This is a genomic window from Abyssisolibacter sp. ZYX002 (assembly GCF_056892235.1).
Window position 1 is genome coordinate 494281 of sequence record NZ_JARMXH010000003.1, and the last position, 25228, is coordinate 519508.

General features: G+C 29.9%; 20 protein-coding genes, 7 tRNA genes and 1 other RNA gene. 25 read left to right on the forward strand and 3 right to left on the reverse strand.

What is annotated here, in order from left to right; all coding sequences use genetic code 11:
- Positions 1–367: 367 nt before the first annotated feature.
- From P3X86_RS12380 to rnpB, 7 genes are all read left to right on the forward strand, one after another.
- Positions 368–1372 carry a deoxyguanosinetriphosphate triphosphohydrolase gene (locus P3X86_RS12380; RefSeq protein WP_483293009.1) on the forward strand — a complete coding sequence of 335 codons (1005 nt, stop codon included), beginning with the start codon at positions 368–370 and terminating at the stop codon, positions 1370–1372.
- 195 nt (positions 1373–1567) lie between these two features.
- Positions 1568–3388 (forward strand): DNA primase, encoded by a 1821-nt coding sequence (dnaG, locus tag P3X86_RS12385; RefSeq protein ID WP_483293010.1) that lies wholly within the window; start codon positions 1568–1570, stop codon positions 3386–3388.
- A 14-nt stretch (positions 3389–3402) separates the two neighbouring features.
- A complete protein-coding gene (rpoD, locus tag P3X86_RS12390) occupies positions 3403–4515 on the forward strand; it encodes an RNA polymerase sigma factor RpoD (protein WP_483293011.1) in 1113 nt (370 codons plus the stop codon).
- A gap of 131 nt (positions 4516–4646) precedes the next feature.
- Positions 4647–5348, forward strand: a complete 702-nt coding sequence (locus P3X86_RS12395) for a tRNA (adenine(22)-N(1))-methyltransferase (protein ID WP_483293012.1) — start codon at positions 4647–4649, stop codon at positions 5346–5348.
- Positions 5326–6426, forward strand: coding sequence for a Nif3-like dinuclear metal center hexameric protein (locus tag P3X86_RS12400; RefSeq protein ID WP_483293013.1), 1101 nt, complete (start codon positions 5326–5328; stop codon positions 6424–6426). The genes P3X86_RS12395 and P3X86_RS12400 overlap by 23 nt, the downstream gene beginning before the upstream one ends.
- A 515-nt stretch (positions 6427–6941) precedes the next feature.
- Complete coding sequence (locus P3X86_RS12405) at positions 6942–7661, forward strand: zinc ribbon domain-containing protein (RefSeq protein ID WP_483293014.1); 720 nt, start codon at positions 6942–6944, stop codon at positions 7659–7661.
- A 132-nt stretch (positions 7662–7793) separates the two neighbouring features.
- An RNA gene (gene rnpB / locus P3X86_RS12410) (RNase P RNA component class A) lies at positions 7794–8134 on the forward strand.
- 122 nt (positions 8135–8256) lie between these two features.
- Here rnpB and P3X86_RS12415 read toward each other — a convergent pair.
- Positions 8257–9666 carry an FtsW/RodA/SpoVE family cell cycle protein gene (locus tag P3X86_RS12415; protein WP_483293015.1) on the reverse strand — a complete coding sequence of 470 codons (1410 nt, stop codon included), beginning with the start codon at positions 9664–9666 and terminating at the stop codon, positions 8257–8259.
- Positions 9653–9997 carry a PadR family transcriptional regulator gene (locus P3X86_RS12420; protein ID WP_483293016.1) on the reverse strand — a complete coding sequence of 115 codons (345 nt, stop codon included), beginning with the start codon at positions 9995–9997 and terminating at the stop codon, positions 9653–9655. The genes P3X86_RS12415 and P3X86_RS12420 overlap by 14 nt, the downstream gene beginning before the upstream one ends.
- 678 nt (positions 9998–10675) lie before the next feature.
- Here P3X86_RS12420 and P3X86_RS12425 point away from each other — a divergent pair.
- The 11 genes from P3X86_RS12425 (at position 10676) to P3X86_RS12475 (ending at position 22953) form a co-directional block, all read left to right on the forward strand.
- A complete protein-coding gene (locus P3X86_RS12425) occupies positions 10676–10849 on the forward strand; it encodes a hypothetical protein (protein WP_483293017.1) in 174 nt (57 codons plus the stop codon).
- Positions 10850–11197: 348 nt separating this feature from the next.
- On the forward strand, positions 11198–13105 hold the full coding sequence (locus P3X86_RS12430) for an endonuclease MutS2 (protein ID WP_483293018.1): 1908 nt from the start codon (positions 11198–11200) through the stop codon (positions 13103–13105).
- A gap of 169 nt (positions 13106–13274) precedes the next feature.
- Complete coding sequence (locus P3X86_RS12435) at positions 13275–15278, forward strand: S9 family peptidase (protein WP_483293019.1); 2004 nt, start codon at positions 13275–13277, stop codon at positions 15276–15278.
- A gap of 126 nt (positions 15279–15404) precedes the next feature.
- Positions 15405–15671, forward strand: a complete 267-nt coding sequence (locus P3X86_RS12440; protein WP_483293020.1) for a GIY-YIG nuclease family protein — start codon at positions 15405–15407, stop codon at positions 15669–15671.
- A 38-nt stretch (positions 15672–15709) separates the two neighbouring features.
- Positions 15710–16489 (forward strand): short-chain-enoyl-CoA hydratase, encoded by a 780-nt coding sequence (locus P3X86_RS12445; RefSeq protein WP_483293021.1) that lies wholly within the window; start codon positions 15710–15712, stop codon positions 16487–16489.
- 14 nt (positions 16490–16503) lie between these two features.
- Positions 16504–17349: a 3-hydroxybutyryl-CoA dehydrogenase gene (locus P3X86_RS12450; RefSeq protein WP_483293022.1), complete on the forward strand. Its 846-nt coding sequence runs from the start codon at positions 16504–16506 to the stop codon at positions 17347–17349.
- A gap of 183 nt (positions 17350–17532) precedes the next feature.
- The gene (locus P3X86_RS12455; protein WP_483293023.1) at positions 17533–18879 is read left to right on the forward strand and encodes a PTS transporter subunit EIIC; all 1347 of its coding nucleotides are present in this window, start codon (positions 17533–17535) and stop codon (positions 18877–18879) included.
- A 12-nt stretch (positions 18880–18891) separates the two neighbouring features.
- Positions 18892–19932, forward strand: coding sequence for a MupG family TIM beta-alpha barrel fold protein (locus tag P3X86_RS12460; protein WP_483293024.1), 1041 nt, complete (start codon positions 18892–18894; stop codon positions 19930–19932).
- Positions 19933–20065: 133 nt separating this feature from the next.
- Positions 20066–20914, forward strand: coding sequence for a MurR/RpiR family transcriptional regulator (locus P3X86_RS12465; protein ID WP_483293025.1), 849 nt, complete (start codon positions 20066–20068; stop codon positions 20912–20914).
- A 60-nt stretch (positions 20915–20974) separates the two neighbouring features.
- On the forward strand, positions 20975–22165 hold the full coding sequence (locus P3X86_RS12470; RefSeq protein WP_483293026.1) for an MFS transporter: 1191 nt from the start codon (positions 20975–20977) through the stop codon (positions 22163–22165).
- Positions 22166–22251: 86 nt separating this feature from the next.
- Positions 22252–22953 (forward strand): DUF4352 domain-containing protein, encoded by a 702-nt coding sequence (locus tag P3X86_RS12475; RefSeq protein ID WP_483293027.1) that lies wholly within the window; start codon positions 22252–22254, stop codon positions 22951–22953.
- Between the two features lie 76 nt (positions 22954–23029).
- Here the strand turns inward: P3X86_RS12475 and P3X86_RS12480 are convergent, their stop codons facing one another.
- Positions 23030–23194: a hypothetical protein gene (locus tag P3X86_RS12480; RefSeq protein WP_483293028.1), complete on the reverse strand. Its 165-nt coding sequence runs from the start codon at positions 23192–23194 to the stop codon at positions 23030–23032.
- A 1169-nt stretch (positions 23195–24363) separates the two neighbouring features.
- Here P3X86_RS12480 and P3X86_RS12485 point away from each other — a divergent pair.
- The 7 genes from P3X86_RS12485 to P3X86_RS12515 all read left to right on the forward strand — a co-directional run bounded on the left by P3X86_RS12485 (position 24364) and on the right by P3X86_RS12515 (position 25211).
- A tRNA-Asn gene (locus P3X86_RS12485) sits at positions 24364–24438 on the forward strand.
- A 7-nt stretch (positions 24439–24445) separates the two neighbouring features.
- Positions 24446–24535 (forward strand) — tRNA-Leu (locus P3X86_RS12490).
- 46 nt (positions 24536–24581) lie between these two features.
- Positions 24582–24658: transfer RNA gene (locus P3X86_RS12495), tRNA-Met, on the forward strand.
- 5 nt (positions 24659–24663) lie between these two features.
- A tRNA-Val gene (locus P3X86_RS12500) sits at positions 24664–24739 on the forward strand.
- Positions 24740–24820: 81 nt separating this feature from the next.
- Positions 24821–24897 (forward strand) — tRNA-Asp (locus tag P3X86_RS12505).
- A 144-nt stretch (positions 24898–25041) separates the two neighbouring features.
- Positions 25042–25117, forward strand: a tRNA-Thr gene (locus P3X86_RS12510).
- Positions 25118–25125: 8 nt separating this feature from the next.
- A tRNA-Tyr gene (locus tag P3X86_RS12515) sits at positions 25126–25211 on the forward strand.
- Positions 25212–25228: the final 17 nt, after the last annotated feature.

Genomic DNA, 25228 nt, shown 5'->3' on the forward strand with positions numbered 1-25228 from the left:
ATTATTTTCTTAATAATATATTCTATATATATATAGCGTAATCCTTTTTTATTGTAAATTTATAGAAAAAATTAAAAAGAAATGTTCGATTTTGTAATATTATGGAATTATTATATATTGCTCACAATACTATATCATTTATATATGGATTTTAATTATAGTACTACTGAAAATACATTTAACTGTGAAAGGTATTGTTTTTGAGTTCAAGTTTATTTACTTGTTTTCAGTTAGTTCAAAAAATTAAAGGATTATTTTTGCATTTGTTGTATATATATAATAAACATAGATTAAAGCATTATGCATAAAATAATTAAGTAACTATTCTCTAATAAATTTACGTCTTATATGGAAATGAGGGGAAAAAATGAAGATTAGAGAAAATACCGAAATGCTTGAGTTGAAAATTTTATCTAAATTTGCTAAAAAAAGCTGTGACAGTAAAGGTCGTGAGATAGAAGAGGAAAAATGTGATATAAGAACAGATTATCAAAGAGATAGAGATAGAATCCTTCACTCAAAAGCATTTAGAAGACTGAAACACAAGACACAGGTGTTTTTAATACCCGAAGGCGATCATTTTAGAACAAGACTAACACATACATTGGAGGTATCGCAAATAGCTAGAACAATAGCAAGAGCGATAAGAATAAATGAAGATTTGACAGAAGCTATAGCACTCGGACATGATTTGGGGCATACACCTTTTGGTCACGCGGGAGAAATGGTACTAAATAATTTGCATAAAGCAGGATTTAAACACAATGAGCATAGCCTAAGAATAGTTGATTATATAGAAATAAGAAATAAAAACAGAGGACTAAATCTAACATATGAAGTTAGAGATGGTATATTAAACCATACAGGAAATAAAAAACCATGTACATTAGAGGGACAATTAGTACGCATTTGTGATAGAATAGCATATATAAATCACGATATAGATGATGCAATAAGAGCAGGTATATTAAAAACAGATATGCTTCCAAAAAAATGTTTAGATTATGTAGGAAATACTCATGGTGAAAGAATAAATAATATGATAATTGATATTATCAACAATAGTACTGACCAAAATGAAATAATTATGAGTGAGTCTATGAGTTACTACATGAATGAATTAAGAGAATTTATGTTTAAAAACGTTTATTTAGATAAAAATGCAAAGCAAGAAGAAAGTAAAGCAAAATACGTAATTCGACAATTATATGATTATTATATTATTAATACCGAATCATTGCCTACAGAATTAAAGACTATTGATGAAAATACAAAAAATGTAGCATGTTATTATATTGCAGGGATGACAGATAGGTACGCTATAAACAAGTTCAACGAGCTATTTGTTCCAAAGCCATGGGACAAATTCTAAAAAATCCAAAAAAAAAAAGGGAAACATAGATTTGTGTCGAATAAATATTTGGTGATTGACTTTTGTAAAAATATTAGTTTTATTTAGTTAAAATAGAAATAACATAGAAATAATATCATAATTCGGTAAAATATTACACAGTATTTTTGGAGGATATATGAAAATTGTGGAGAAATAATAATAAAGGAGGTATATATGTCATATGCCTTGTCAGATGAATTAATAGAAAAAATTAAAGAAGATAACGATATAGTTGATGTTATATCTGATTATATAGAGCTAAATAAGGCTGGAGTAAATTACAAAGCTTGCTGCCCATTCCATCAAGAAAAAACACCTTCATTTGTCGTTTCACCAAGCAAGCAAATATATCATTGCTTTGGATGTGGAGAGGGTGGAGATGTTATAAGTTTCATATCAAAGTATTTGAACATTGATTTCAAGGAATCTGCAGAAATTTTAGCAGATAGGGCTGGTATAGTAATAAACGAAAAAGATGATAATAATAAAGTAGCAAATAAAAAAAAGCTTTTGTTTCAGATAAACAAAGAAGCTGCAATATATTTTTATAAAAATTTAAGAAACAACTATAAAGCTATTAATTATTTAAAAAACAGACAAATAGATAGTGATATGATCAAAGCTTTTGGATTAGGGTATGCTTTAGATGACTGGGAAGATTTAAAAAGATACTTAGTCAGTAAAGGATACAAGGAAGAATTAATTTATGAAGCTGGATTAATAATTAAGAGAAATAACAATAATGGCTATTACAATCGATTTAGAAATAGAATAATCTTTCCAATAATCAACAATAAAAACAAAATTATAGGTTTTGGAGGTAGAGTCATAGACAAAGCTTTACCAAAGTATTTAAATTCTCCTGATACTCCTGTATTTAATAAAAGATACAATGTATATGGAGCAAACAATCTTTCAAAGCATTCAGAGAATAACAAAATACTTTTAACAGAGGGATATATGGACACTATCACTTTGTATAAATATGGTTTTAAAAATGCTGTCGCATCATTAGGAACAGCATTTACAAAGGAACAAGCAGAGTTTCTAAAAAAATATAAAAAAGATATATATATTTGTTATGATTCAGATACAGCAGGTCAAAAAGCAGTTAGCTTAGCGTTTGAGATTTTTAATCAAGTTGGTATAAAAGCTAAGGCTGTTATATTTAATAAAGCTAAAGATCCAGATGAGTACCTAAGAAAATTTGGGCCTAGCATGTTTAACGAATTATTAGCAAATTCACTTAATTATATAGACTACAAAATATACTTATACAGGAAACTTTATAATATACAGACACCGGAGGGGAAGATTAACTTTACTGAGGAGGTAATAAAACTATTAGCAACAGTGAAGAGTTCTGTCGAAAGAGATGTTTATATCAAAAAAATATCAAAAGAGACAGGGATATCTCCCGAAGCCATTAATAGAGACTCGTATAAATTAATGAATGATGGTAAGGACAAGTATATAAAGAAACAATATAGATATAATAATAAAGATAGAATATTACCGGTTAAAAATACATTACAGCTGGGGTATATATCAGCAGAGAGTAATCTAATTAATCTGCTTATAACAAATAAAAATGTTTATGATAAGATATTTACTGAATTTATGACAGATGATTTCTTAGATGAAGTAAATATCAGTTTAGCAGAAAAAATATATGAAATTTATCAAACTGAAAATTATATTGATCTCAACGTACTAAAGAGTAAATGTAATGATGAAGAATTAAATAAATTAAATACTATTTTAGATACGGATATTAAAATAAATTACAATAACAAAGACAAAGCTATAGAAGATTATATAAGTATAATAAAAATGCAGAAATTAAAAATAACAAAAGATGAAGTTAAAAATAAGATAAAACTTATTGAATTAAAAGAAACCAAAACAGACGAAGATATAAAAGAACTAAAGTTATTGTTACAACAATTAATTGATATTAAAGAAAAAATAGTGCTTCATGATAAGTTTCACTAGAGGAGGCGTAAGTATTGGGTGAAATAGATAACAACAAAAAAATAAAAGATAAAGAAGTAATTCTTAGCTCAGCGAAAAAACTTATAGATACAGGGAAGAAAAAAGGTGTTTTGACATATAAAGAAATAATGGATGCTTTAGAAGAGATGGACTTAAATCCACAGCAAATTGATGATATATATCAATTAATAGAAGATATGGGCATACAAATAGTTGGAGAAAAAGATGAAATTATATTAGAAAAAGAAGTAGAAGAAGAGAATGATATTGATAACGCATTACTTGTGCCTAAAGGAATAAATGTAGATGATCCTGTAAGAATGTACCTTAAAGAAATAGGAAAAGTACCACTTTTAACAGCTGAAGAAGAAATTAATCTTGCAAAGCGTATGGAAGAGGGAGACGAAAGCGCAAAAAGAAGATTAGCTGAGGCAAATCTTAGACTTGTTGTTAGTATTGCAAAGAGATATGTAGGTAGAGGTATGTTATTCCTAGACTTAATACAGGAAGGGAATATGGGTCTAATAAAAGCAGTAGAAAAATTTGATTATACAAAAGGCTATAAATTTAGTACTTATGCTACATGGTGGATAAGACAGGCGATAACTAGAGCGATAGCAGATCAGGCAAGAACTATAAGAATACCAGTTCATATGGTAGAGACTATAAATAAACTCATAAGAGTTTCAAGACAGCTTCTTCAAGACTTAGGAAGAGATCCATCGCCCGAAGAAATTGCAGCTGAGATGAACCTTGATGAAGAAAAAGTAAGAGAAATAATGAAGATAGCTCAAGAACCCGTTTCCTTAGAAACTCCAATAGGTGAAGAAGAAGATAGCCATCTAGGAGATTTTTTACCAGATAATGATGCATTAGCTCCATCAGAGGCGGCAACATTTACAATGTTAAAAGAGCAGCTCATAGAAGTATTAGATACATTAACTGAAAGAGAGCAAAAAGTGCTCAGGTTAAGATTTGGCTTAGATGATGGTAGAGCTAGGACGTTAGAAGAAGTGGGAAGAGAATTTGACGTAACTAGAGAGAGGATAAGGCAAATAGAAGCCAAAGCTCTTAGAAAGTTAAGACACCCTAGTAGGAGTAAAAAGTTAAAAGACTTCTTAGAATAGGGAGGATGTCTAAAATGCAATTAAAGAATCCTTGGGTTGTTTCGAAATGAGTGAACTTCAAATTTTTGAAATTTATCATTTCAAACAACCCATTTCGTTCTTTATAATAGTGTAATATTAGGAGGAAAACTATGAAAATAACACCTAGATTAAGCAGTATAATACATCTGGTAGAAAACTGCGGTAGCGTGGCTGACATAGGTACAGACCATGGATACGTACCAGTATATCTTATAGAAAATAAAATATGTAAAAGAGCAATTGCTTCAGATGTAAACATTGGTCCTCTGAATATAGCTAAAGACTACATACAAAGCAGAAAACTATCTAATAAAATAGAGACTAGGCTCGGAAATGGGTTAAAGGTGTTGAATAGCAACGAAGCTGATATAGCAATTATTGCAGGAATGGGAGGATTGTTAATTGCAGATATATTAGATGAATCAAAGGAAGTTGCAAGGTCTATACCTTTTTTTATTTTACAACCAATGACTGCATCAGATAAACTAAGAAAATATCTATATAATAATGGATATGAAATAGTAAAAGAAAAATTATCAAAAGAAAATGAAAGAATATATGAAACAATGTTAGTAAAACATGGTGAAATGAAAATTTCAGATGATATAAACTTTGAAATAGGGGAAAAATTAATACAGCAGCAGGATGAACTACTGATTCCTTTTATAGATAAGAAACTCTCCAAGATATCCATAATAATGGACAATATAAAAAGCAATAGTAATGAAACAGTAAAATATAAGCAATTACAGGAAAAACACAATAAAATTTTGGAGGTGAAAAAAGCATATGAAAGTGAACGACATAATTAAAGCCTTTAATAAATTAGCACCAAGTCATTATGTATATAAATGGGATAACAGTGGACTGCAAATTGGAGATGTACAAAAAGAAGTTAAGAAGATGCTATTAGCACTTGATATAACGGATTCTGTTATTGATGAAGCTATAAAGGGCAATTTTGATATGATAATAACACACCATCCATTTATATTTAAACCAATTAAAAGTATAGATATGAGTACAAAGAAGGGCACATTAATAAAAAAGATAATAAACAATGATATAACAATATTTTCATGTCATACAAATTTAGATGCGTGTAAAGGAGGAGTTAATGATGTTTTAGCAAAATTGCTAGATATAGAGGATATTCAGATACTAGAAGAAAAACAAGAAAAATTGATGAAATTTGCAGTATACGTACCTTCAACACATGCAAATGATTTGAAAGACAAACTTGGAGAAATAGGGGTAGGTCATATAGGTAACTATAGCTATTGTAGTTTTCAAAGTAGCGGCATAGGGTCTTTCATGCCAAACGAAAATACAAATCCATACATAGGTGTACAAAATGAATTACAACAAGTAGAAGAAATAAAAATAGAAACAGTCATGTATAAAGTTGATGTACCGAAAGTATTGGATATAATAGCTAGGTATCATCCCTATGAAGAACCAGCTTATGATATATATGAGCTAGAGAATAAATATGTGAGTCATGGGGTAGGAAGGATAGGGGAATTACCAAATATTATGACTTTAGAGCAAGTGTCTCATATGCTAAAAGATAAATTAAAATCTAAAAGCATTAGAGTATATGGTGATATGAACAAGCCTATAAGAAAAGTTGCAGTAGTAGGAGGAAGTGGTGCAGATTTCATACCACTTGTAGCAAAAAAAGATGTAGATGTCTATATAACTGGAGATATAAGTTATCATGATGCACAGTTAGCTAATGAACTGGGAGTAACCGTTATTGATGCTGAGCATTACTATACTGAAAAAGTAGTTTTAAGTATGATAAAAGAATACATAAATAGTATTGATGAAAAAATAATAGTCTCTATATCTAATGATGACAATAGCGCAGCATATCACTTAGTTTAATATAATTGGATAAATATAATTACGTATTATTATTTAAACATTGATTTTTTAAAAACAAAAATTTCATAACAATTTGTAAAAGTAGAAAAAAACAAAAAATAACGTAGATATAATTGTTATCAAATGATAAAATAATAGTTGGTAAAATTATAAATAATATAAGCATAAAACAACTTTTAAAGTCACAGATTAAATATTTAATTCATTTAAGACAGTGAAAAATGCACTTCATATGAGTTATATACTCATTTATAAAATAAATCTTTTTAAAAGCGATGTTATATCATAATAAGTTTAGCTACTATTTATTATAATATAATTTTTTAGAAAATTTTTATAATTTAGTTTCGTTTTATAGTATATAAAGCTAATAAAAATTAGAACAATGTATTATTATACAGTATTTTAATTTTTATTTTCAATTGGTCGCAAAGGATAAAGATTAATTATAAAGGGGAGGTGGAGCTACTCATAGAATATTGTAAATTATATTCACCATATGAGTAGCAACAGCAATGAAACAGATAAAACTACTATGGGAACATCAAGAAAAACAACATGAATTAACAAAAACACTAAAAAGTTTAAAGCAAATCAAAGAAGATGATAAACTAGAAAATGTACAGGTAGAATTAAAGCAATTAGAATATGATTTGATTACAAACAAAACACAATTAGAAATGAAAAAAATAGAAATTGAAAGAAGCGAAAGAAAACTAAAGATAATAAACGATAATCTTGGACAAACAACACAAAGATTATACAGTGGAGATATAACTGATAGCAAGGAATTAATTGAGATACATAAAGAAGAAGAAAGATTAAGAGAACAATGTGATTTGATAGAAGAAGAAATATATTTAAATTTAGAAAAAATTGACGCGTATGACGAAATAATAAAATTAAAACAAAAAGAGTATACTAGATCTAGTGAAAATGTATCATTTTTACACAGGGAGCATATAGATCAAACTACCAAATTAAAAGAAAAGTGCAAAGAGCTTAGAACTAAATTGCAACAATTAAACTCTAAAATAGAACCGGATTTTATTAAAAAATATAATGCAATAAGTAAAATGAAACACAGAGCTGTAGTAAAAGTAAAGAACAAAAGCTGTACCGGCTGTCATATGAATATTCCTTTGTCTACAATTTCAAGGCTAAAAAAAGACGAAGTAGTATGTTACTGTGATAACTGTGGGAGGATATTGTTGTATTCAAAAGAACCAGAGTAGGGCGTACATTGAAAAATATAAAAAAATACGCTACATAACACATGAATGGGAAAAATAAACAATTGACAGCACCTATGTATTTGTGGTAGACTATGTCTTGCATGATAAAAATAATAAATTTAAAATTAAATACGAGTAAATCAGACAGTTGCATGTATAATGCATGAGGAAAGTCCGAGCTCCATAGAGCAAAGGTGCTGGGTAATACCCAGTGGGGGCAACCCTAAGGATAGTGCAACAGAAATAAACCGCCTGATTATATTAGGTAAGGATGGAAAGGTGAGGTAAGAGCTTACCAGCAGTTAGGTGACTAACTGGCTATGTAAACCCCATCTGGAGCAAGACCAAGTAGGGACTAAAAAGGTAGCTGCTCGTTACTGTCCCGTAGGTAGGTCGCTTGAGCTTATTGGCAACAATGAGCCTAGATAGATGACTGTCAAAAACAGAACTCGGCTTATAGATTTGCTCGTATATTAGTAAAATACACTATCACAGGGATAGTGTATTTTTAGTTTGACACTGAAGGTTATTAGTTTATCATAGTAAGATAGTATATTCATATTTCAAATGAAAAAAAGATATCCTTACAAAATTATTACGAGTTTTTCCCACTAATTTTTAAATTTATTTTATTAAAATCTACAGTTAACTTTCCATTTTTGTAACTAATAATATTATTTTTGTTTTCTGGATAGTAAGGTCTATCGTCTACAATATTGCTTAATCTATATACTGATAGCATTAATCCAAGTAACCCCATAGAAAAAACAAAACTCAGTGAGCCATAAGATAAAAGTGGTGGAGCAAATTGAAGTATAAAGTTTATTCCTATATTATTTAATAAAGAAGATATAAACTGCAAAGACAAAAGAGACAAACAACCTAAAGAAATAAGTTTTCCTAAAGTATTACTTTGCGCTGATGTTACTTTATATAATCTGTATAGTAAGAATAAAATAGCAATACTAATTATGATAGCTGGCACATAGCCAAAAGAACCTATAATGAAAGCAAAAGTATTTTCGCTTGTATAGTTTGGTAAAACAGCTTGAATAGGATGATTATTAATAAGTACAGAACCAAAAGGTTTAGCGCTTGTTATAATTTGTCTAATAATATATAACATATATCCTTCAGCTTTAGGGTCGAGATTTTGAGATATACGACAATAAAATCTGTCATATCTATAGCTACAATTGGCTATCAAAAAAACAAAGGTAAGGATAAAAGTTGTTATAGTAGGCACATATACTAGTGCTAAACCTAATTTCTTATTACAATTAAATACATTTTTTTTAATAGCAAAAGTTAGTGTAATTAAACAAGATATAATAATGATTAGTGTACATTGTAAAGAAGGTATGTTTAGAGTTATTAATAGTGGAGGAAAACATACTATACCAGATAAAATTATTCCTAGGTAACCTTTACCTCTAAATCTATAAATCAACGCTGAGAAAATAGGTATAAAAAGTAAGCTAGGATAATACGTATAGTAGGATCTACCACGGATAACTGGTGATATTTTTAATAATATTAACATCATAACTAAGTATAATACATAGAAATGCCATGCATATTTTTTTATTAGTGAATAGTTAAATAAATATGCTACTAAAAAAATGGCAAATCCTAAAGGGGCATAGAATAAAAAATGTCTAAACATAGAAGATTGGGTATTTGCATACATTAGTTTATAATTGTCGAATATATATTGTAAGATGCCACTTGTTAGTATTAAAAATGCTATAGTAATCAATATGGACCATTCTACTAGAGGCTTGTGAGCTTCATTAAATTCTTTACCAACAATTATAGGATCGCCCATGTCTTTAATAGATTTGCTAAGTGCTGCCTGTTCATTCATACCTTTTAGTATATAAGCTTCTTTTTGATCTTCTATATGGTTAATCAGTTCTTTTCGTATCTTTTTATGTAGTTTTTTTACTTTTATAGATTTACAAACGATTGACAAAAACTCTTCTTGTTCATTAGAGTGTTTCAATTTGCATACCTCCTAAAATTTTATTTATACTGTTAGCGTACACATGCCATTCCTTTTGCTTATCAGCCAAGAATTTTCTGCCATCAGTAGTAATACTATAGTATTTACGCATTTTTTGATTTTCAGCTTTTTTTTCATAAGAAGTAAGTATGCCTTTTTGCTCAAGCTTATGAAGTAAAGGATACAATGTACCAGCTTTGAGAGTAAATATTGTTTCTGAACGAAGTTCAAGTTGTTCAATGATTTGATAGCCATACATATCTTCTTGATCTAATAGTTTTAATATAAGCATGGAAGTGCTTCCGGAGATTAAACTTTTATCAATTTTCATAAATTCCATTCCTTCCGTGTATAGATTATCTATATATAATTATATGTAGATAATCTATATATGTCAACCATATATGTTTATAGATAAACATATGCTTTTTAGGGTATTTAAATATGATGAATGGCATAGATTCTATAACTATTAACAAAAGACAACTAGAAAATCTATTGTTATTTTCATAGATAGATTTTTTAGTTAAATAAAAAATAAAGAATTATTTTGATATTTAAATTTGCATATCACGCAAAGGTTGACAATAAAAATTGTTTAATACACCTAGATACCAAAAACCATCTTACATCACCTATATTTTACACGCAATATGCAAACCCCCAAAATACTACAATAAAAAATTTAAAAAAATTTTTTTGGATTTTTATACACTAAAACAGATGTATTCTTTCTCTTTTTGTCAACTATAAATGTCGCTTTTTTTCATATATTTTCCTATATAAAGTTTTAAATGAACTAATATAAAAACTATGTAAAAATAGTAATAAATAAGGTTAAAACCCATCTATTGACAACTAGAAAAAAGGTTAGTATAATAATGACACTGGCAAAAATATATAAATACTTTTAAAAATGATTAAACAACACTAAAAATGAAATAATATAAAGTATTTTATGATAAACGCATGTAAAAAAAGTAAAATAGAGGAAGAAGGAGAAGGGAACATGCAGTATGAATTATTTGTAAAAAAACAGAGACTCAACAATATGGTAAATATTACAAGTAGCTTACAAGAAGATTGTGTACAAATATTAAGTCGAGAAATAGACAAACTTATAGTTGTTGAACAAAAAAAGATACTAGGCTGTATACTAAAAAAACAAAAATTAGTCTATTAACAAAATAGAGTAGATAAATTTGAAAAAGATTATACTAACTACTTGAATTTACATCTAATTTATGAGATAATGACAATATATAAATAAAAATTTAGAAAATAGAGGTATTTTATGAGCGTGTTACTGGTTAAATAGTAGAGTTAATTAGATGAGTTTTGCACAATTCGATTTTTTGTCATATTAATCGACTATTTATTGTGTAATCTATTAGACTTGTTACTATTAACATTGGCTTTTGATATACCTTTTTTTGATGCAAAAAAATGAGTATAAACGATTTCTAATTAACTCTGCATATTATAGGTTTGAATTAATTAATAATATATATAATATAAAGGAGTTAAAACAATGAATACAAATACGTTTATTAAACTAGAATATAAAGAATTAATAGAAGAACTTAAGAAACATTGTATAAGTGGATTAGGAAGAGCTATGGCAGAGAAGTTAAAGCCATATAAAAATATAGAAGCTGTTAAAAAAAGACTTACAGAAACATCACAGGCACTCAAAATATTAGAAAGCACTAATCATGTGCCATTTGATGGCATAAATGATGTCAATATCATAATTAGTAAGTTACAGAAGTATGAATTATTGACAACAAAAGAATTTATGTTGGTCACAGATTTTTTAAGAGGATGTAGGAGATTAAAAAGATTTATGGTGAATCAAGAGTATATTGCTCCAATGTTAAGCAATTATGCTCATTCACTTACTGAATATCCAGATGTAGAAGAAGAAATAAATAGTATGATAAACAATGGAAAGATAGTTGATAACGCAACAAAAGAGTTATCTAGAATCAGAAGGAAAAAATATATAATAGAAGACAGAATAAAAGGAAGATTAAACGAGTTTATATCAAAAAATAAGAGCTATGTAAGAGAGCATATTATAAGTAAAAGAGAAGGCAAATTTGTTGTATCTATAGTAGCTTCATATAAAAACGTGATACAAGGAAGTATTATTGATCAATCTTCTAAAGGAACTACAGTATATATAGAGCCTAAGATTGTTACAAAATTGAATGCAGAACTATCAGAGTTGAAACTCAGAGAACAGCAAGAAGAGTATCAAATATTATCATATTTAACAGCGATAATACAGGAAAATGCAAAAGGAATGTCTATAAATATAGAGCTTATATCACAATATGATTTAATATTTGCTAAAGCTAAATACAGCTCTAAGATTAAAGGAATAGAGCCGAATATAAATGACTATGGTTATATTAATATAATAAAAGGTGAACATTTTTTATTAGAAGGTAATTGTGTCCCTCTAGATATTCATGTTGGTAAAGAATATAAGACATTAGTTATCACTGGTCCAAATGCAGGGGGTAAAACAATAGCCTTAAAAACAGTAGGATTATTGACCATAGCAACTCAGATGGGACTTCATATAAAAGCAAAAGAGGGCAGTGAAATAGCTATATTTGAAAATATATTTGTTGATATAGGAGACAATCAGAGTATAAAGAATGCTCTTAGCACATTTTCATCACATATGAAAAACATAGCAGATATAATTAATAAATCAGACAAAAAGACGCTAGTGTTATTTGATGAACTAGGAGTAGGAACAGAGCCAAATGAGGGTGCTAACTTAGCGATAGCAATATTAGAAGAATTATACTATCTAGGGTGCACTACAGTAGTTACAACACATTATGCAGATATAAAAGAATTTGCATCTGTTCATTTAGATTTTCAAAATGCTCATATGAAGTTTAATCCAGAAACATTACAACCACTATACAAATTGATCATAGGTCAAGGTGGAGATAGTAATGCACTATGGATATCTAAAAAAATGGGGCTAAAAGACAGAGTAATAAAAAGAGCAGAAAGATATATTACTACAAAAAACTACCAATATAAAACCATAAAACGAGATGAAAATAATAATAAAGAAAAAGAAGAAGATATGGCACAAGTTGATTTAAGAATCGGTGATAGAGTGAAGTTACTTGATACAAAAGAGAGTGCTATAGTATATAAAGAAGTCGATAAATATAATAATATCGAGGTAAAAATAGGAAAGACGTTTAAACAGATTAATATAAAGAGAATAATACTTGAAGTAAAACGAGAGAACCTGTATCCGGCAGGATATGACTTTAATATATTATTTAAAGAATTTAGTCAAAGAAAGCTAGAAAAAGATATAAAAAGAGGGTCAAAAAAAGCGTTGAAGAAAATTCATAAGGATATAAAAAATAAGAGAAAAAATGATAAGAATAAAGGTTGATAAATGATTTCAACCTTTTTCTTTAGTTTAAAATCATTTAAAAATGCAAAATAGTAAATACTATTAATGTATTTTATAGATTTATTAAATAAAATTAAATTAGTACAGGGGTAAACAAAAAAAAGTAAAACTGATATAATAAAATAAATGAATAATAGGAGGGGAAAAAATGTCTAGTATAAAAATAGACGATTTTACTAATTATAAGTTTTTATCTAGAGTCAAATATTCACCTAATGGAGAAAATGCTTGTTTTGTTGTTCATAGTGCAGAGTTTGATGAAAATAAATATAACTCAAATATATGGGTATACAATGTGAATCAAGATAAGTATTTTCAATTGACTGCATTAGATAAAGAAAGTAGTTTTGTATGGTTAGATGATGAACGAATCATTTTTCCAGCTATAAGAGATAAAAAAGATAAAGAAAAGAAAGAAGAGGGAGACGTATTTACTCAGTATTATCAAATAAACATTAGCGGTGGAGAAGCTAAAAAATCGTTTAGGATACCCAAAAATGTAGGTAAAATTATACCTATTAACAGTGAAGAATATATTTTTACGGCTTCTGGGAAAATAGGGGAAAAAGAGCTTTATACACTCGATAAAGAGAGCAAAAAAAGTGAGCTTGAAAGAAGAAAAGAAGAAAAAGACTATGAAATAGTTGATGAATTACCATTCTGGAGCAATGGAAGTGGGTATGTAAACAAAAAAAGAAATAGCTTATTTAAATATAACACCAATACTAAGAAGATCCAAAAACTCTCTAATGATTACATGGCAGTAGAGCATTTTGAGCTAAACAAAGACAAAAACAAGATAGTATTCATTTCAGCGGAATACAAAAGTATCGATAACTTCGTTAACAAAGTATATACATATGATATACAGGCAACTCAATTAGAGGAGATATCAACATTATTTAAAGATTATAGCTTTAGTTTTGCTAGCTATATTAATGACAAAGAAGTAATATGCTTTGGTAGTACGATGGAGAAATATGGATTAAATGAAAATGGAAAGTTTTATATTATTGATACACATACAAAAGAAGCAAGATGCATAACGCCTGATTTAGACCTTAGCTTGTGGAATTCTGTAAATTCCGATTGTAGATATAATAACGGTTCGGATATTAAATTTGATAGTGGACAGCTTTATTTTGCATCAGCAGATAGATATGATACTTGTCTATTCAAAATAGATATGAAAGGAAACATACAAAAGATCATAGAATCAAATGGAACAGTAGATAATTTTGATATAGTAGATGGTAACATATTGTATATAGGTCTTAGAGGAATCAAGTTACAAGAGCTATATTTGCACAGCAAAGAAAAAGAAAAACAAATAACTGATTTTAATAATTGGGTTTTGGAGGAAAGAACTATATCAAAGCCAGAAAAAATTGAAATCGAATCTGAAGATGGAGTATATATCGATGGATGGGTAATGAAACCAATAGGTTTTAGAGAAGATAAGAAATATCCAGCCATACTCAATATACATGGTGGTCCAAAGACTGTATATGGCAAAGTATTTGTACATGAAATGCAGTACTGGGCTAATGAAGGATACTTCGTGTTTTTCTGTAACCCAAGAGGTAGCGATGGAAAAGGAAATGAATTTGCAGATATTAGAGGAAAATATGGAACTATAGATTACGAAGATATTATGAAATTTACAGATAATGTTTTAGAAAGATATACTCAAATCGATGAAGAGAGAGTAGGTGTAACAGGAGGGTCATACGGAGGGTATATGACTAACTGGATAATAGGACATACAAATAGATTTAAAGCAGCAGCGTCTCAAAGAAGTATCTCAAATTGGATATCGTTTTTTAATACAAGTGATATAGGTTATATATTTGGAAAAGATCAATGTGCTGGGGAACCTTGGAAAAATCATGATGAACTATGGAGCCAGTCTCCATTAAAATATGCAGACAAAGTAGAGACTCCAACATTATTTATACATTCAGAGGAAGACTACAGATGTTGGCTACCAGAAGGAATGCAGATGTACACCGCTCTTAAATTCCATAATGTAGATACTCGTATGTGCATATTTAAAGAAGAGAATCATGAACTCAGTAGGAGCGGTAAACCAAAGCACAGGATAAAAAGACTAAAAGAGATAACACAATGGTTTGACAAATATCTCAAATAAAATAATATAACAATAAATTAATAACTTGTTAAAACAAAAATTAAAGGTTATTCATAGAACAACTAGAAATATACAGGGAGGGATAATGTTACTAGATTCCTCCCTTTAGACAAGAAGGAGCATTATATGAATTACACGTATATTTTACGTTGCAGTGATGGAACATATTATACTGGCTGGACTACAGATTTGAAAAAAAGACTAAAGGCGCATAATGGCAAAATAGCTTCAAAATATACAAGAGGTAGAACGCCCGTGAACTTAACTTATTATGAAGAATTTGGAACAAAAAAAGAGGCAATGAAAAGAGAGGTGCAGATAAAAAAGCTCACAAGAAAACAAAAAGAACTATTAATTGCTAAATTTTCTTTAAATAAAGGGGGGATGGTGTAGTTAATACACATTATTTATAACAAAGGAGGCAAAAGGTATTGGAATTTAAAAATTTATTGTTAAAAATAGAAGACAGTATTGCTACTTTAAGCATCAATAGGCCAAAAGCTTTAAATGCTTTAAATACAAAGGTATTACAAGAATTAAATACTGCCTTAGACTTAATAGAAAAAAATAGTGATATAAAAGTGCTTGTAATAACAGGGATAGGTAAAGCTTTTGTAGCTGGAGCAGATATTACAGAAATGAAGGATTTAAACGTAGAACAGGCAAGAGAGTTTGCAAGGTTTGGAGCTTTAGTATTTAGAAGGATAGAGTTGTTAGAAATACCAGTAATAGCTGCTGTTAATGGATTTGCATTAGGTGGTGGATGTGAGCTTGCCATGAGTTGTGATATAAGGTTAGCTAGTGAAAAGGCAAAATTTGGACAACCAGAGGTTGGTTTGGGGATAACACCAGGTTTTAGTGGTACACAAAGATTACCTAGAATAGTAGGGATAGCAAAAGCGAAAGAATTGATATTCACAGGAAATATAATAGGAGCATTAGATGCAGAGAAAATTGGGTTAGTAAATCAAGTAGTTGAGATGGACAAGCTCTTAGAAGAAACAATAAGTATGGCTAAATCGATAGCTAAAAATGCACAACTAGCAGTGAAATACTCCAAATCTGCAATAAATAGAGGAATAGAGACAGATATAGAAACGGGTATAGAAATAGAAAAGGACATATTTGCGTTGTGCTTTGCTTCAGAAGATCAGACAGAAGGCATGAATGCGTTTGTAGAAAAGAGAAAGCCAGAATTCAAGAATAAATAAGAGGGGGAAAAGTCATGAAAGTAATGGTATTAGGAGCAGGAACGATGGGCAGTGGAATAGCCCAAACGTTTGCACAAACAGGACACGAAGTTGTACTTAGAGATTTAAAAGAAGATTTCGTACAAAAGGGGATATCTATAATAACAAAAAATTTAGATAGAAGTGTAAAAAAAGAGAGAATAACAGAAGAAAGAAAACTTGAAATACTTAGTAAAATTGAAGTTACAACAGATATAAATGCTTGTAAAGATGTAGATTTAGTTATAGAAGCTGCTATAGAAAATATGGAAATAAAGAAAAAAATATTTACAGAGCTAGATGAGTTATGTAAAGAAGATGCAATCCTTGCAACAAATACATCTTCATTATCAATAACGGAAATAGCAAGAGTTACAAATAGACCAGATAAAGTTATAGGAATGCACTTCTTTAATCCAGTTCCAGTAATGAAGTTAGTAGAGGTTATAAAAGGAATAGCTACATCAGAGGAAACAAAAGAGAAAATCCTAAATCTAACGAAAGAATTAGGTAAGACTCCAGTAGAAGTAGAAGAAGCTCCAGGTTTTGTAGTAAATAGAATACTTATACCTATGATTAATGAAGCGGTAGGGATTTTAGCAGATGGAGTAGCAAGTGCAGAAGATATTGATAATGCAATGAAATTGGGAGCAAATCACCCTATAGGGCCATTAGCATTAGCGGATTTGATAGGAAATGATGTTAATCTAGCTATTATGGAGGTTCTATACGAGGAATTCGGTGATCCAAAATACAGACCACATCCATTGCTTAGAAAAATGGTAAGAGGCAATTTGCTAGGTAGAAAGACTAAAAAAGGTTTTTATGATTATACAAAATAGATTTTAATTTTAAGGGGAAGCTATCAAGAGATTGATAGTTTCCCCTTTAGATTAATTAAAAAATAAAAAAATAAAAAAACTAGTTGTAAGAAATAATATTTCATACTATAATAAATATAAAGAAATAAAATTTTAAGTAAGAGTATTGAATAAATACCAACAATAAATAAAAGAGGTGAGCGCATGAGCAACAAAAATGACAACATTGCTAATGGTATTTTAAAACATGTAGGAGGTTATGATAATATCGTATCAGTAACTAACTGTATGACTAGAGTTAGGATGGTTTTCGTGAATGAAGACCTAGTAGATGAAAGCGCAATAAAAAAGATTGAAGGAGTTATGGGAGTTGTAAAAGCAGATGGGCAGTATCAATTCGTTGTAGGACCAAGCGTTGCAACAAAAGTAGCTAGTAAGATATCAGAGATTATTGGCAGTCAAGGGCAATCAAACTTTGGGAATGCTGCTAAAACAAAAAAAGAAGTAAAAGAGAAATATAAAGCTCCTATGAGTGGTGTATTAAAGAAGATAGCAAATATATTTATACCTTTAATTCCTGCTTTCATAGGGTGTGGACTTATAATGGGGATTAATAATATAATCAAGAAATCAGGAGTAATAGAACAAGGTGCATTGACATCATTACTAGGAGTATTTTCTTCAGCAGTCTTTGCATATATGGCAATAATGGTAGGTATGAATGCAGCAAAAGAGTTTGGCGGATCACAGACTATAGGTGGACTTATGGCAGGTATAGTTATATCTCCAGGACTTGCAGGAATAGAGTTGCTTGGTAGAACGCTAGTTCCAGGTAGAGGTGGAATCATAGCAGTATTATTAGTAGTAGCATTTTCATCATTACTAGAAAAACAGCTTAGAAAAATCATACCAGAAGTTCTAGAGTTGATATTCACACCAGTGCTTACAGTATTGATATCAGGTTTTGTAGCAGTTTTAGTATTGCAACCAATAGGTGGTATGATATCAGATGGGATAGGAAAAGCATGTGTAACAGCAATAGAGAGTGGTGGACCGATAGTTGGTGGTATATTAGCTGGTACTTTTTTACCATTGGTAATGACAGGGTTACATCAAGGATTAACACCTATTCATGCAGACTTATTAGCTAAAACAGGCGTAAATACATTGTTACCTATACTAGCTATGGCTGGTTGTGGACAAATTGGTGCTGCATTTGCGGTTTATATTAAGACAAAAAATCAAAGACTCAAGAAGACTATTTTAAGTGCTTTACCTGTAGGTATATTAGGAATAGGGGAGCCATTAATATATGGTGTTACATTACCATTAGGAAAACCTTTTATAGGAGCGTGTATTGGAGGAGCTGCTGGAGGTGCAGTAGTAGCTGCGTTTAAAGTAGGAGCAGTGAGTATGGGATTATCAGGATTGCCACTAGCTTCACTAATAGAATCAAACAAGATAATATTATACGTATTAGGTTTATCAGTAGCATATGCAGTAGGTTTCGTAGCTACTTATGCACTAGGATTTAAAGATCCAGTAGAATAATAGGAGATAATTATGTTTGGTATTTCAGTATACAGTGGTTTAGATATAGATTTAGAAACTAATATAAGGTACATTAGAAATGCAAAGAGGTGTGGAATAAACACAATTTTCACATCTCTCCATATTCCTGAATCTAATAGTGATTTATATAAAGAAAGCATAAAGATAATAGAGTTAGCTACAGAGCTTGATATGGACATAATAGCTGATATCTCAAAGGAGTATCTTAAAAAAATAGATATAACGAGATACAACATATATGCATTAAGATTGGATTTTGGTTTTACAGAAGATGAAATCATAGAACTAACAAAAAATAAACAATTCAAAATTCATCTAAATGCTAGTACAATTAATAAAGAAGAACTAGAACGTTTGATGCATAAAGGTATTGATATAAACAATATAGAGATGTGTCATAATTATTATCCAAGAAGAGACACTGGTATATCATACGAGTTGATGATGGAAAGAAATAAGGCATTTAAGGAATATAATCTTAAGATTTATGGTTTTATACCAAGTAATAATAAAGATGGCAAGAGAGGACCTATATATGAAGGGCTTCCAACATTAGAAATACACAGAGATAAACCTATAATAGTTTCAGCCCAGCATCTATTAAGGTCAGGGATTGATAGTATTATTATAGGGGATGCAATGGCATCACAAGAGGAATTAAAGATATTGACTATGATAAGTGAAGATATTTTAATGCTACCTGTTGAGATTAAAGAAGTCAGCGATACAGAGCTGTACATAGCTCAGGGGATACACACCAATAGAACAGACCCTGGCGAAAAAGTAATAAGATCTCAAGAAGCAAGGTCAAAAAAAGGTAGTATAATTAAGCCAAATGGATATCAAATGAGAGAAAAATATTCAATAACTATTGATAACTGTTTATACAAACGATACGAAGGAGAGCTACAAATACTTCGGGATAATCTGACAAAAGATGAGAGAGTAAATGTTATAGGCAGGGTGCTTTATGGTGATATAATGTTACCAATGCTTAAGCCAGGTGGCAAATTTAAATTTTATTATAGTTAGAAAAAGGGGATATCTTATGAAATAATTGAGATATCCCCTATTTATTACAAAAATAACTTTGAAAAAAAACCATTATTGATATAATATAAGAAATAATAGGAGTCCATATAAATCTTCAAATAGGAGGAAAAAAGTGAGTGTCATAGTTAAAATTAATAGTATGCTAAAAGAATTTACTGATTCAGAAAAAAGACTGGCGAATTATATAAGTTCAAATATAAATGGAGTTTACAATCTGACTGCATCACAATTAGCAAAGTTATCGTCAACTAGTCCAGCGAGCGTTGTTAGATTTTCAAAGAGATTGGGTTATGCAGGCTTTCAAGAATTGAAAATTGCATTAGCAAAAGATGTAGTGAAAAAAGGTACAGAAAACAACGATATATATCAACAAGTATCAATAGAAGACTCTACAGCTGATATAATAAGTAAAATACCTATTGGAAATATAAAAGCAATAGAAGCAACAAGAGATTTATTAGATATAAAAGCAATAGAAGAAGCTACAAAAGGGATAATAAAGGCAAAAAGAGTACATTTATTTGGTGTAGGTCAATCAGCTTTAGTAGCAATGGATTTACAGTATAAACTGATTAGGATTAATATACCTGTTAACATGTCTATGGATTACCATTTACAATTAGTATCCGCAGTTAATGTTCAAAAAGATGACGTAGTTATAGCTATATCACATCATGGAAAAACATTAGAGACTATAAAAGCTGTCGAAATAGCAAAGAAAAGTGGTGCAAAGATAATATCACTTACCAAATATGGCAAAAATCCTCTTACAGAACTATCAGATATAAAACTATATACTACAGAAGTAGAGCAAACACTTAGAATGGGCGCTATAGCTTCGAGAATAGCTCAATTAACTGTTATAGATGTACTGTTTATAAATATAGTTAGAATGAAGTTTGACTCTATTCCAGAGCAAATAAAGAAGACTAGAGAGGTTCTGGATTTTAGAAAAATATAAACAACTTAATAAATGGATAAAAGATATCGTTTAGCACAGAATAATACAGAGGTGAAAACAATGAAAAACACTGCATGTATAGCAATACTTTCGATATCTTTTTTAATTATAATAACAGGAGCTTTAGTGTCTCCTGCATTGGGAAGTATAAAGGAGTATTTTCCTTTAGCAAGTACATACAATATAAAGCTATTAGTAACGTTACCTTCCATGCTAATTATTCCAGCTTCATTAGCTTCTGGTAAGCTATCTAGTAAAATAAACAAAAAGAAGTTAGTAGTAATAGGTTTAATTTTATACATAATAGGTGGAGCCTGCGGGGCTTTTGTTAGCACGTTAAGTCAGCTGTTATTAGTTAGAGGAATTATAGGAGTAGGGATGGGAATATTATTGCCATTAATAGGCTCCTTGATATCTGACATATATAAAGGAAAAGCTAAAGTTAAAATGTTAGGATATTCAAATGCATCATCAAATTTAGGAGGAATACTTGGAACATATTTTAGTGGTAAATTAGCATTAATAGGATGGAGATATATTTTTTTGTTGTATTTAGTAGCAGTGATTTCATTTACTTTAGTTATAATCTGGTTACCTTCTTCAGATATAGTATTAAAGAAGAAAAAAGCTAGTAGTAGCTATATGAACAAGGAAGTCATTAGAGTTTCTGTTATAGCTATATTTACAAATATAGCTTTTTATAGTGTCATGACTAATATAGCATTGTTTTTAATAAATGAAAACTTAGGAAGAGCGGATTCAGCGGGACTTTCCATATCTTTTTTAACATTGGCTGGTTTTCTGAGTGGATTATTGTTACATAGGCTAACAGCTCTAATGAAAAAAATGAGTATATCAGTGCCATTATTTCTGATGAGCATAGGGTTTGTAATAATAAGTAGGGCAACTACTTTTACAGGTATAATTGTCAGTGTAGTAATGATAGGTTTTAGCATGGGAATATTAACACCAGTATTTCAGCTTAAAGTTATAGAGGTGACACCTAAAAACAATAATACATTTGCACTTTCATTTCTCAATGGATCAATTTACTTTGGGAAATTTGCATCACCTATAGTCTTAACATTGATAGCAAGTCTTTTTGGGTGGGATTCACAGAGAGTAGTATTTTTATTTGTTAGCATAATGGTCTTGGCTATAGCGTTAGTGGATATATTATACCAATCAGAGTTTTTTAAATCATTTAAGAAAAATAGATTATATAATAAAAGAATATATAAAAGTTTATAGTTGTTAAAATTAATCATACATGAGATAATACTATTGTCAGATTTTTAGTATGTGGTTTACATGTATATAAGGGGGATAAATTGTAAATGAAGAAATTAATTATAGTGTCATTGCTTACAGCTGTTTTTATATGTGGCTGTAGTAGCAATAACAATGATTTAGCAGTAAAAGAAAACGAAGAGCTAAAAAAACAGTTGGCCCAAATAAAAAAACAAAACGAAGAGTTAGAGAAGAGTATTAAGGAAAAGGATGTCTTAATAAGTAGCCTTAATAAGCAAATATTAGAGAATAAAGAGAAAGAAAATGCTCAGCCAGTAGTTAAACAAGAAGAAGAAACAAAAATTGGGCAGGATATTAAGTACAAAGGAATTACTTTTAAAGTAGATGGTACATATGTAACAAATGCATGTAAAGTAAAACTTTACGAAGATCAGTATGTAAATTATAGTGCAACCAACAAGTTTTTATTAGTTCAGGTTTCAGCAGTAAATAGTTCAAATATAAAAATAAAACTAGATAATTTCAAATATAAGTTAATAGAAAAAGGCGGAAATCAGTATGACGTAACTCTAAAGACAGGAGAGTTAATAAAGCATGACAATATGGAAACAGAGTTAATGGGGGGAAAGAATCTTCGTATAGAGGCAGACCCTAAGGTAAAAAAAACAGGTATGTTAATGTTCGATGTGCCTAACCCTGATGGAGAATATGAGCTAAAGGTATATTACAAAAACGATGATAATTTAGAGATAGATTATAATGGAGCTAACATAGTATTAAAAAAATAGAGAATTATAAAAACGAGTTGGTACACTTTTGAAGTGACAGCTCGTTTTAATTTTGATTAAATCAATATATATTATACTAGATTTTCAGTATTCTTTTTATGTTACAATACTTTATTCTATTTTTTATATCGTGAGGATTTATTTCATTACAATCATATTTTTTAATTAGTATTTCATTAGCATCATAAACCAATATTTTATTTTTGTTTTTGGCAATCCATAAAGGAAAATTATTATCCATAGTATCACTCCCGAATTTACTATTACTAACCATAATGGTTAAGGAGTCTATACGACTCCTTACCAAAGTTATGCAACAATCTAATATTTATTAAATGCATAATTAGCTATTTATCATAAGGATAACATTAGCTTTTAATTGTTCACAAACAAGATGTCATTAGAGTCTTACAACTAGCAGCCGCCTGAATAGCAGTTACAGAAAATAATAACTAATAGTAAGAAGAAGAATAATAAACTGCTGCCTTCACCGTTAAATAAACTTCCAAAAAGACCGTTAGCCATAACGCAACCTCCTTTGTTTAGTATATTTAGTCAATAGCTATTATATATTATGGAGATTAAAGAAAACTTGTTACAAATTAAAGAGTTATAATAGCTTATGTAACCTGTAAACAATTAAATTATTTTATGTAGTTATTAGGAGCGTTGCCAGCTCCTAATATGGTTTTAATTAAAAGCAGTAACAGAATAATATTACTAATAGCAAGAAAAAGAATAATAAACTATCACTATATCCTCCGCTTCCACATTGAGCATCAGCCATAAGAATACCTCCTGTAATTAGATTTGATATTCGAATATAAATATATTACATTTGATTATCTATGTACTATAATATATGGAGATATTAAAAGATTTGTTACTTTATTAATAATACTAGTTTCATACATACTAATACAACAAAAAAGACACCATGGTTGCGAGCAAAATACTACCAAAGATTTTAGGATAAATTATAGACGGATTTATAAAACCAGCTATTAATAGCATTATAAAACAAACTAAAACGACTAAAATATTATAGTTTTTAACAGAGCCTATTTTACTACAAAGATATTGACGAAAACAAACACGTCTATCCAATTTTATTACTAAGAAATAATATATCATGAAAAATAAAATACATTTAATAATATCATCCACTCAATCTACCCCCTAAAATAATTCTTTATATTAAAAATATGAAAAAATCAATAGGACTATGATAAGTATCACAAAAATATAGAAAAAGTGCTGAAAATAAAGGCAAGAAAGGCTATAATATGGCTCTTTTATAAAAAAAACTAATAAATCTATATTTTTTTTGGCTAATGGGTTGACATCAACCCTTTAGTATGGTAAGATATATCTTGTCCTTAGGAAAGAGAGGACAGCGAAAAAAATTGTTCTTAGGTAGCTCAATGGTGGAGCAACCGGCTGTTAACCGGTAGGTTGTGGGTTCGAGTCCCACCCTGAGAGCCAAGTTAATGCCGGAGTGGCGGAACTGGCAGACGCACAGGACTTAAAATCCTGCGATCCTTATACGATCGTATCGGTTCGATTCCGATCTCCGGCACCAATAACAACAGAACATAATAATAAGAGTTCATATATAAGTTTTTTGTCGCGGGGTGGAGCAGTCTGGTAGCTCGTCGGGCTCATAACCCGGAGGTCGTTGGTTCGAATCCTTCCCCCGCAACCATTTGAGGGCGCATAGCTCAGTTGGGAGAGCACCTGCCTTACAAGCAGGGGGTCATAGGTTCGAGCCCTATTGTGCCCACCATGTAATTCAATATATTTTTTTAAAAATTATATTGACAAAACACAAAAAAAGGTTTATAATGAACTTCTGAGGCAAAAAAATGGCCTGGTAGTTCAGATGGTTAGAATGCCAGCCTGTCACGCTGGAGGTCGAGGGTTCGAGTCCCTTCCAGGTCGCCATTTTAATCAAAAGTTAATATGCTGGTGTAGCTCAAATTGGTATAAGTAGAGAACCGAAATCTTTGATTTCGTGTGAATCACTTAGTTAGGGAGAGTGGCTAGCATCACGAAAAGTCAAAAGGTAACAAAAAGTAAATAAATTACGCTGGTGTAGCTCAATTGGTAGAGCAACTGACTTGTAATCAGTAGGTTGAGGGTTCAAGTCCTTTCACCAGCTCCACAAAATAAGGAGGGGTTCCCGAGTTGGCCAAAGGGGACGGACTGTAAATCCGTTAGCTGTGCTTTCACTGGTTCGAATCCAGTCCCCTCCACCATTTTAAATATATCATGC

Excerpts from the sequence above, each read along its gene's own strand:
- P3X86_RS12380 (WP_483293009.1), top strand. The coding sequence starts at position 368 with ATGAAGATTAGAGAAAATACCGAAATGCTTGAGTTGAAAATTTTATCT.
- dnaG (WP_483293010.1), top strand. The coding sequence starts at position 1,568 with ATGTCATATGCCTTGTCAGATGAATTAATAGAAAAAATTAAAGAAGAT.
- P3X86_RS12395 (WP_483293012.1), top strand. The coding sequence starts at position 4,647 with ATGAAAATAACACCTAGATTAAGCAGTATAATACATCTGGTAGAAAAC.
- P3X86_RS12400 (WP_483293013.1), top strand. The coding sequence starts at position 5,326 with ATGAAAGTGAACGACATAATTAAAGCCTTTAATAAATTAGCACCAAGT.
- P3X86_RS12405 (WP_483293014.1), top strand. The coding sequence starts at position 6,942 with ATGAAACAGATAAAACTACTATGGGAACATCAAGAAAAACAACATGAA.
- P3X86_RS12420 (WP_483293016.1), bottom strand. The coding sequence starts at position 9,997 with ATGAAAATTGATAAAAGTTTAATCTCCGGAAGCACTTCCATGCTTATA.
- P3X86_RS12425 (WP_483293017.1), top strand. The coding sequence starts at position 10,676 with ATGCAGTATGAATTATTTGTAAAAAAACAGAGACTCAACAATATGGTA.
- P3X86_RS12430 (WP_483293018.1), top strand. The coding sequence starts at position 11,198 with ATGAATACAAATACGTTTATTAAACTAGAATATAAAGAATTAATAGAA.
- P3X86_RS12435 (WP_483293019.1), top strand. The coding sequence starts at position 13,275 with ATGTCTAGTATAAAAATAGACGATTTTACTAATTATAAGTTTTTATCT.
- P3X86_RS12440 (WP_483293020.1), top strand. The coding sequence starts at position 15,405 with ATGAATTACACGTATATTTTACGTTGCAGTGATGGAACATATTATACT.
- P3X86_RS12450 (WP_483293022.1), top strand. The coding sequence starts at position 16,504 with ATGAAAGTAATGGTATTAGGAGCAGGAACGATGGGCAGTGGAATAGCC.
- P3X86_RS12455 (WP_483293023.1), top strand. The coding sequence starts at position 17,533 with ATGAGCAACAAAAATGACAACATTGCTAATGGTATTTTAAAACATGTA.
- P3X86_RS12460 (WP_483293024.1), top strand. The coding sequence starts at position 18,892 with ATGTTTGGTATTTCAGTATACAGTGGTTTAGATATAGATTTAGAAACT.
- P3X86_RS12470 (WP_483293026.1), top strand. The coding sequence starts at position 20,975 with ATGAAAAACACTGCATGTATAGCAATACTTTCGATATCTTTTTTAATT.
- P3X86_RS12475 (WP_483293027.1), top strand. The coding sequence starts at position 22,252 with ATGAAGAAATTAATTATAGTGTCATTGCTTACAGCTGTTTTTATATGT.
- P3X86_RS12480 (WP_483293028.1), bottom strand. The coding sequence starts at position 23,194 with ATGGATAATAATTTTCCTTTATGGATTGCCAAAAACAAAAATAAAATA.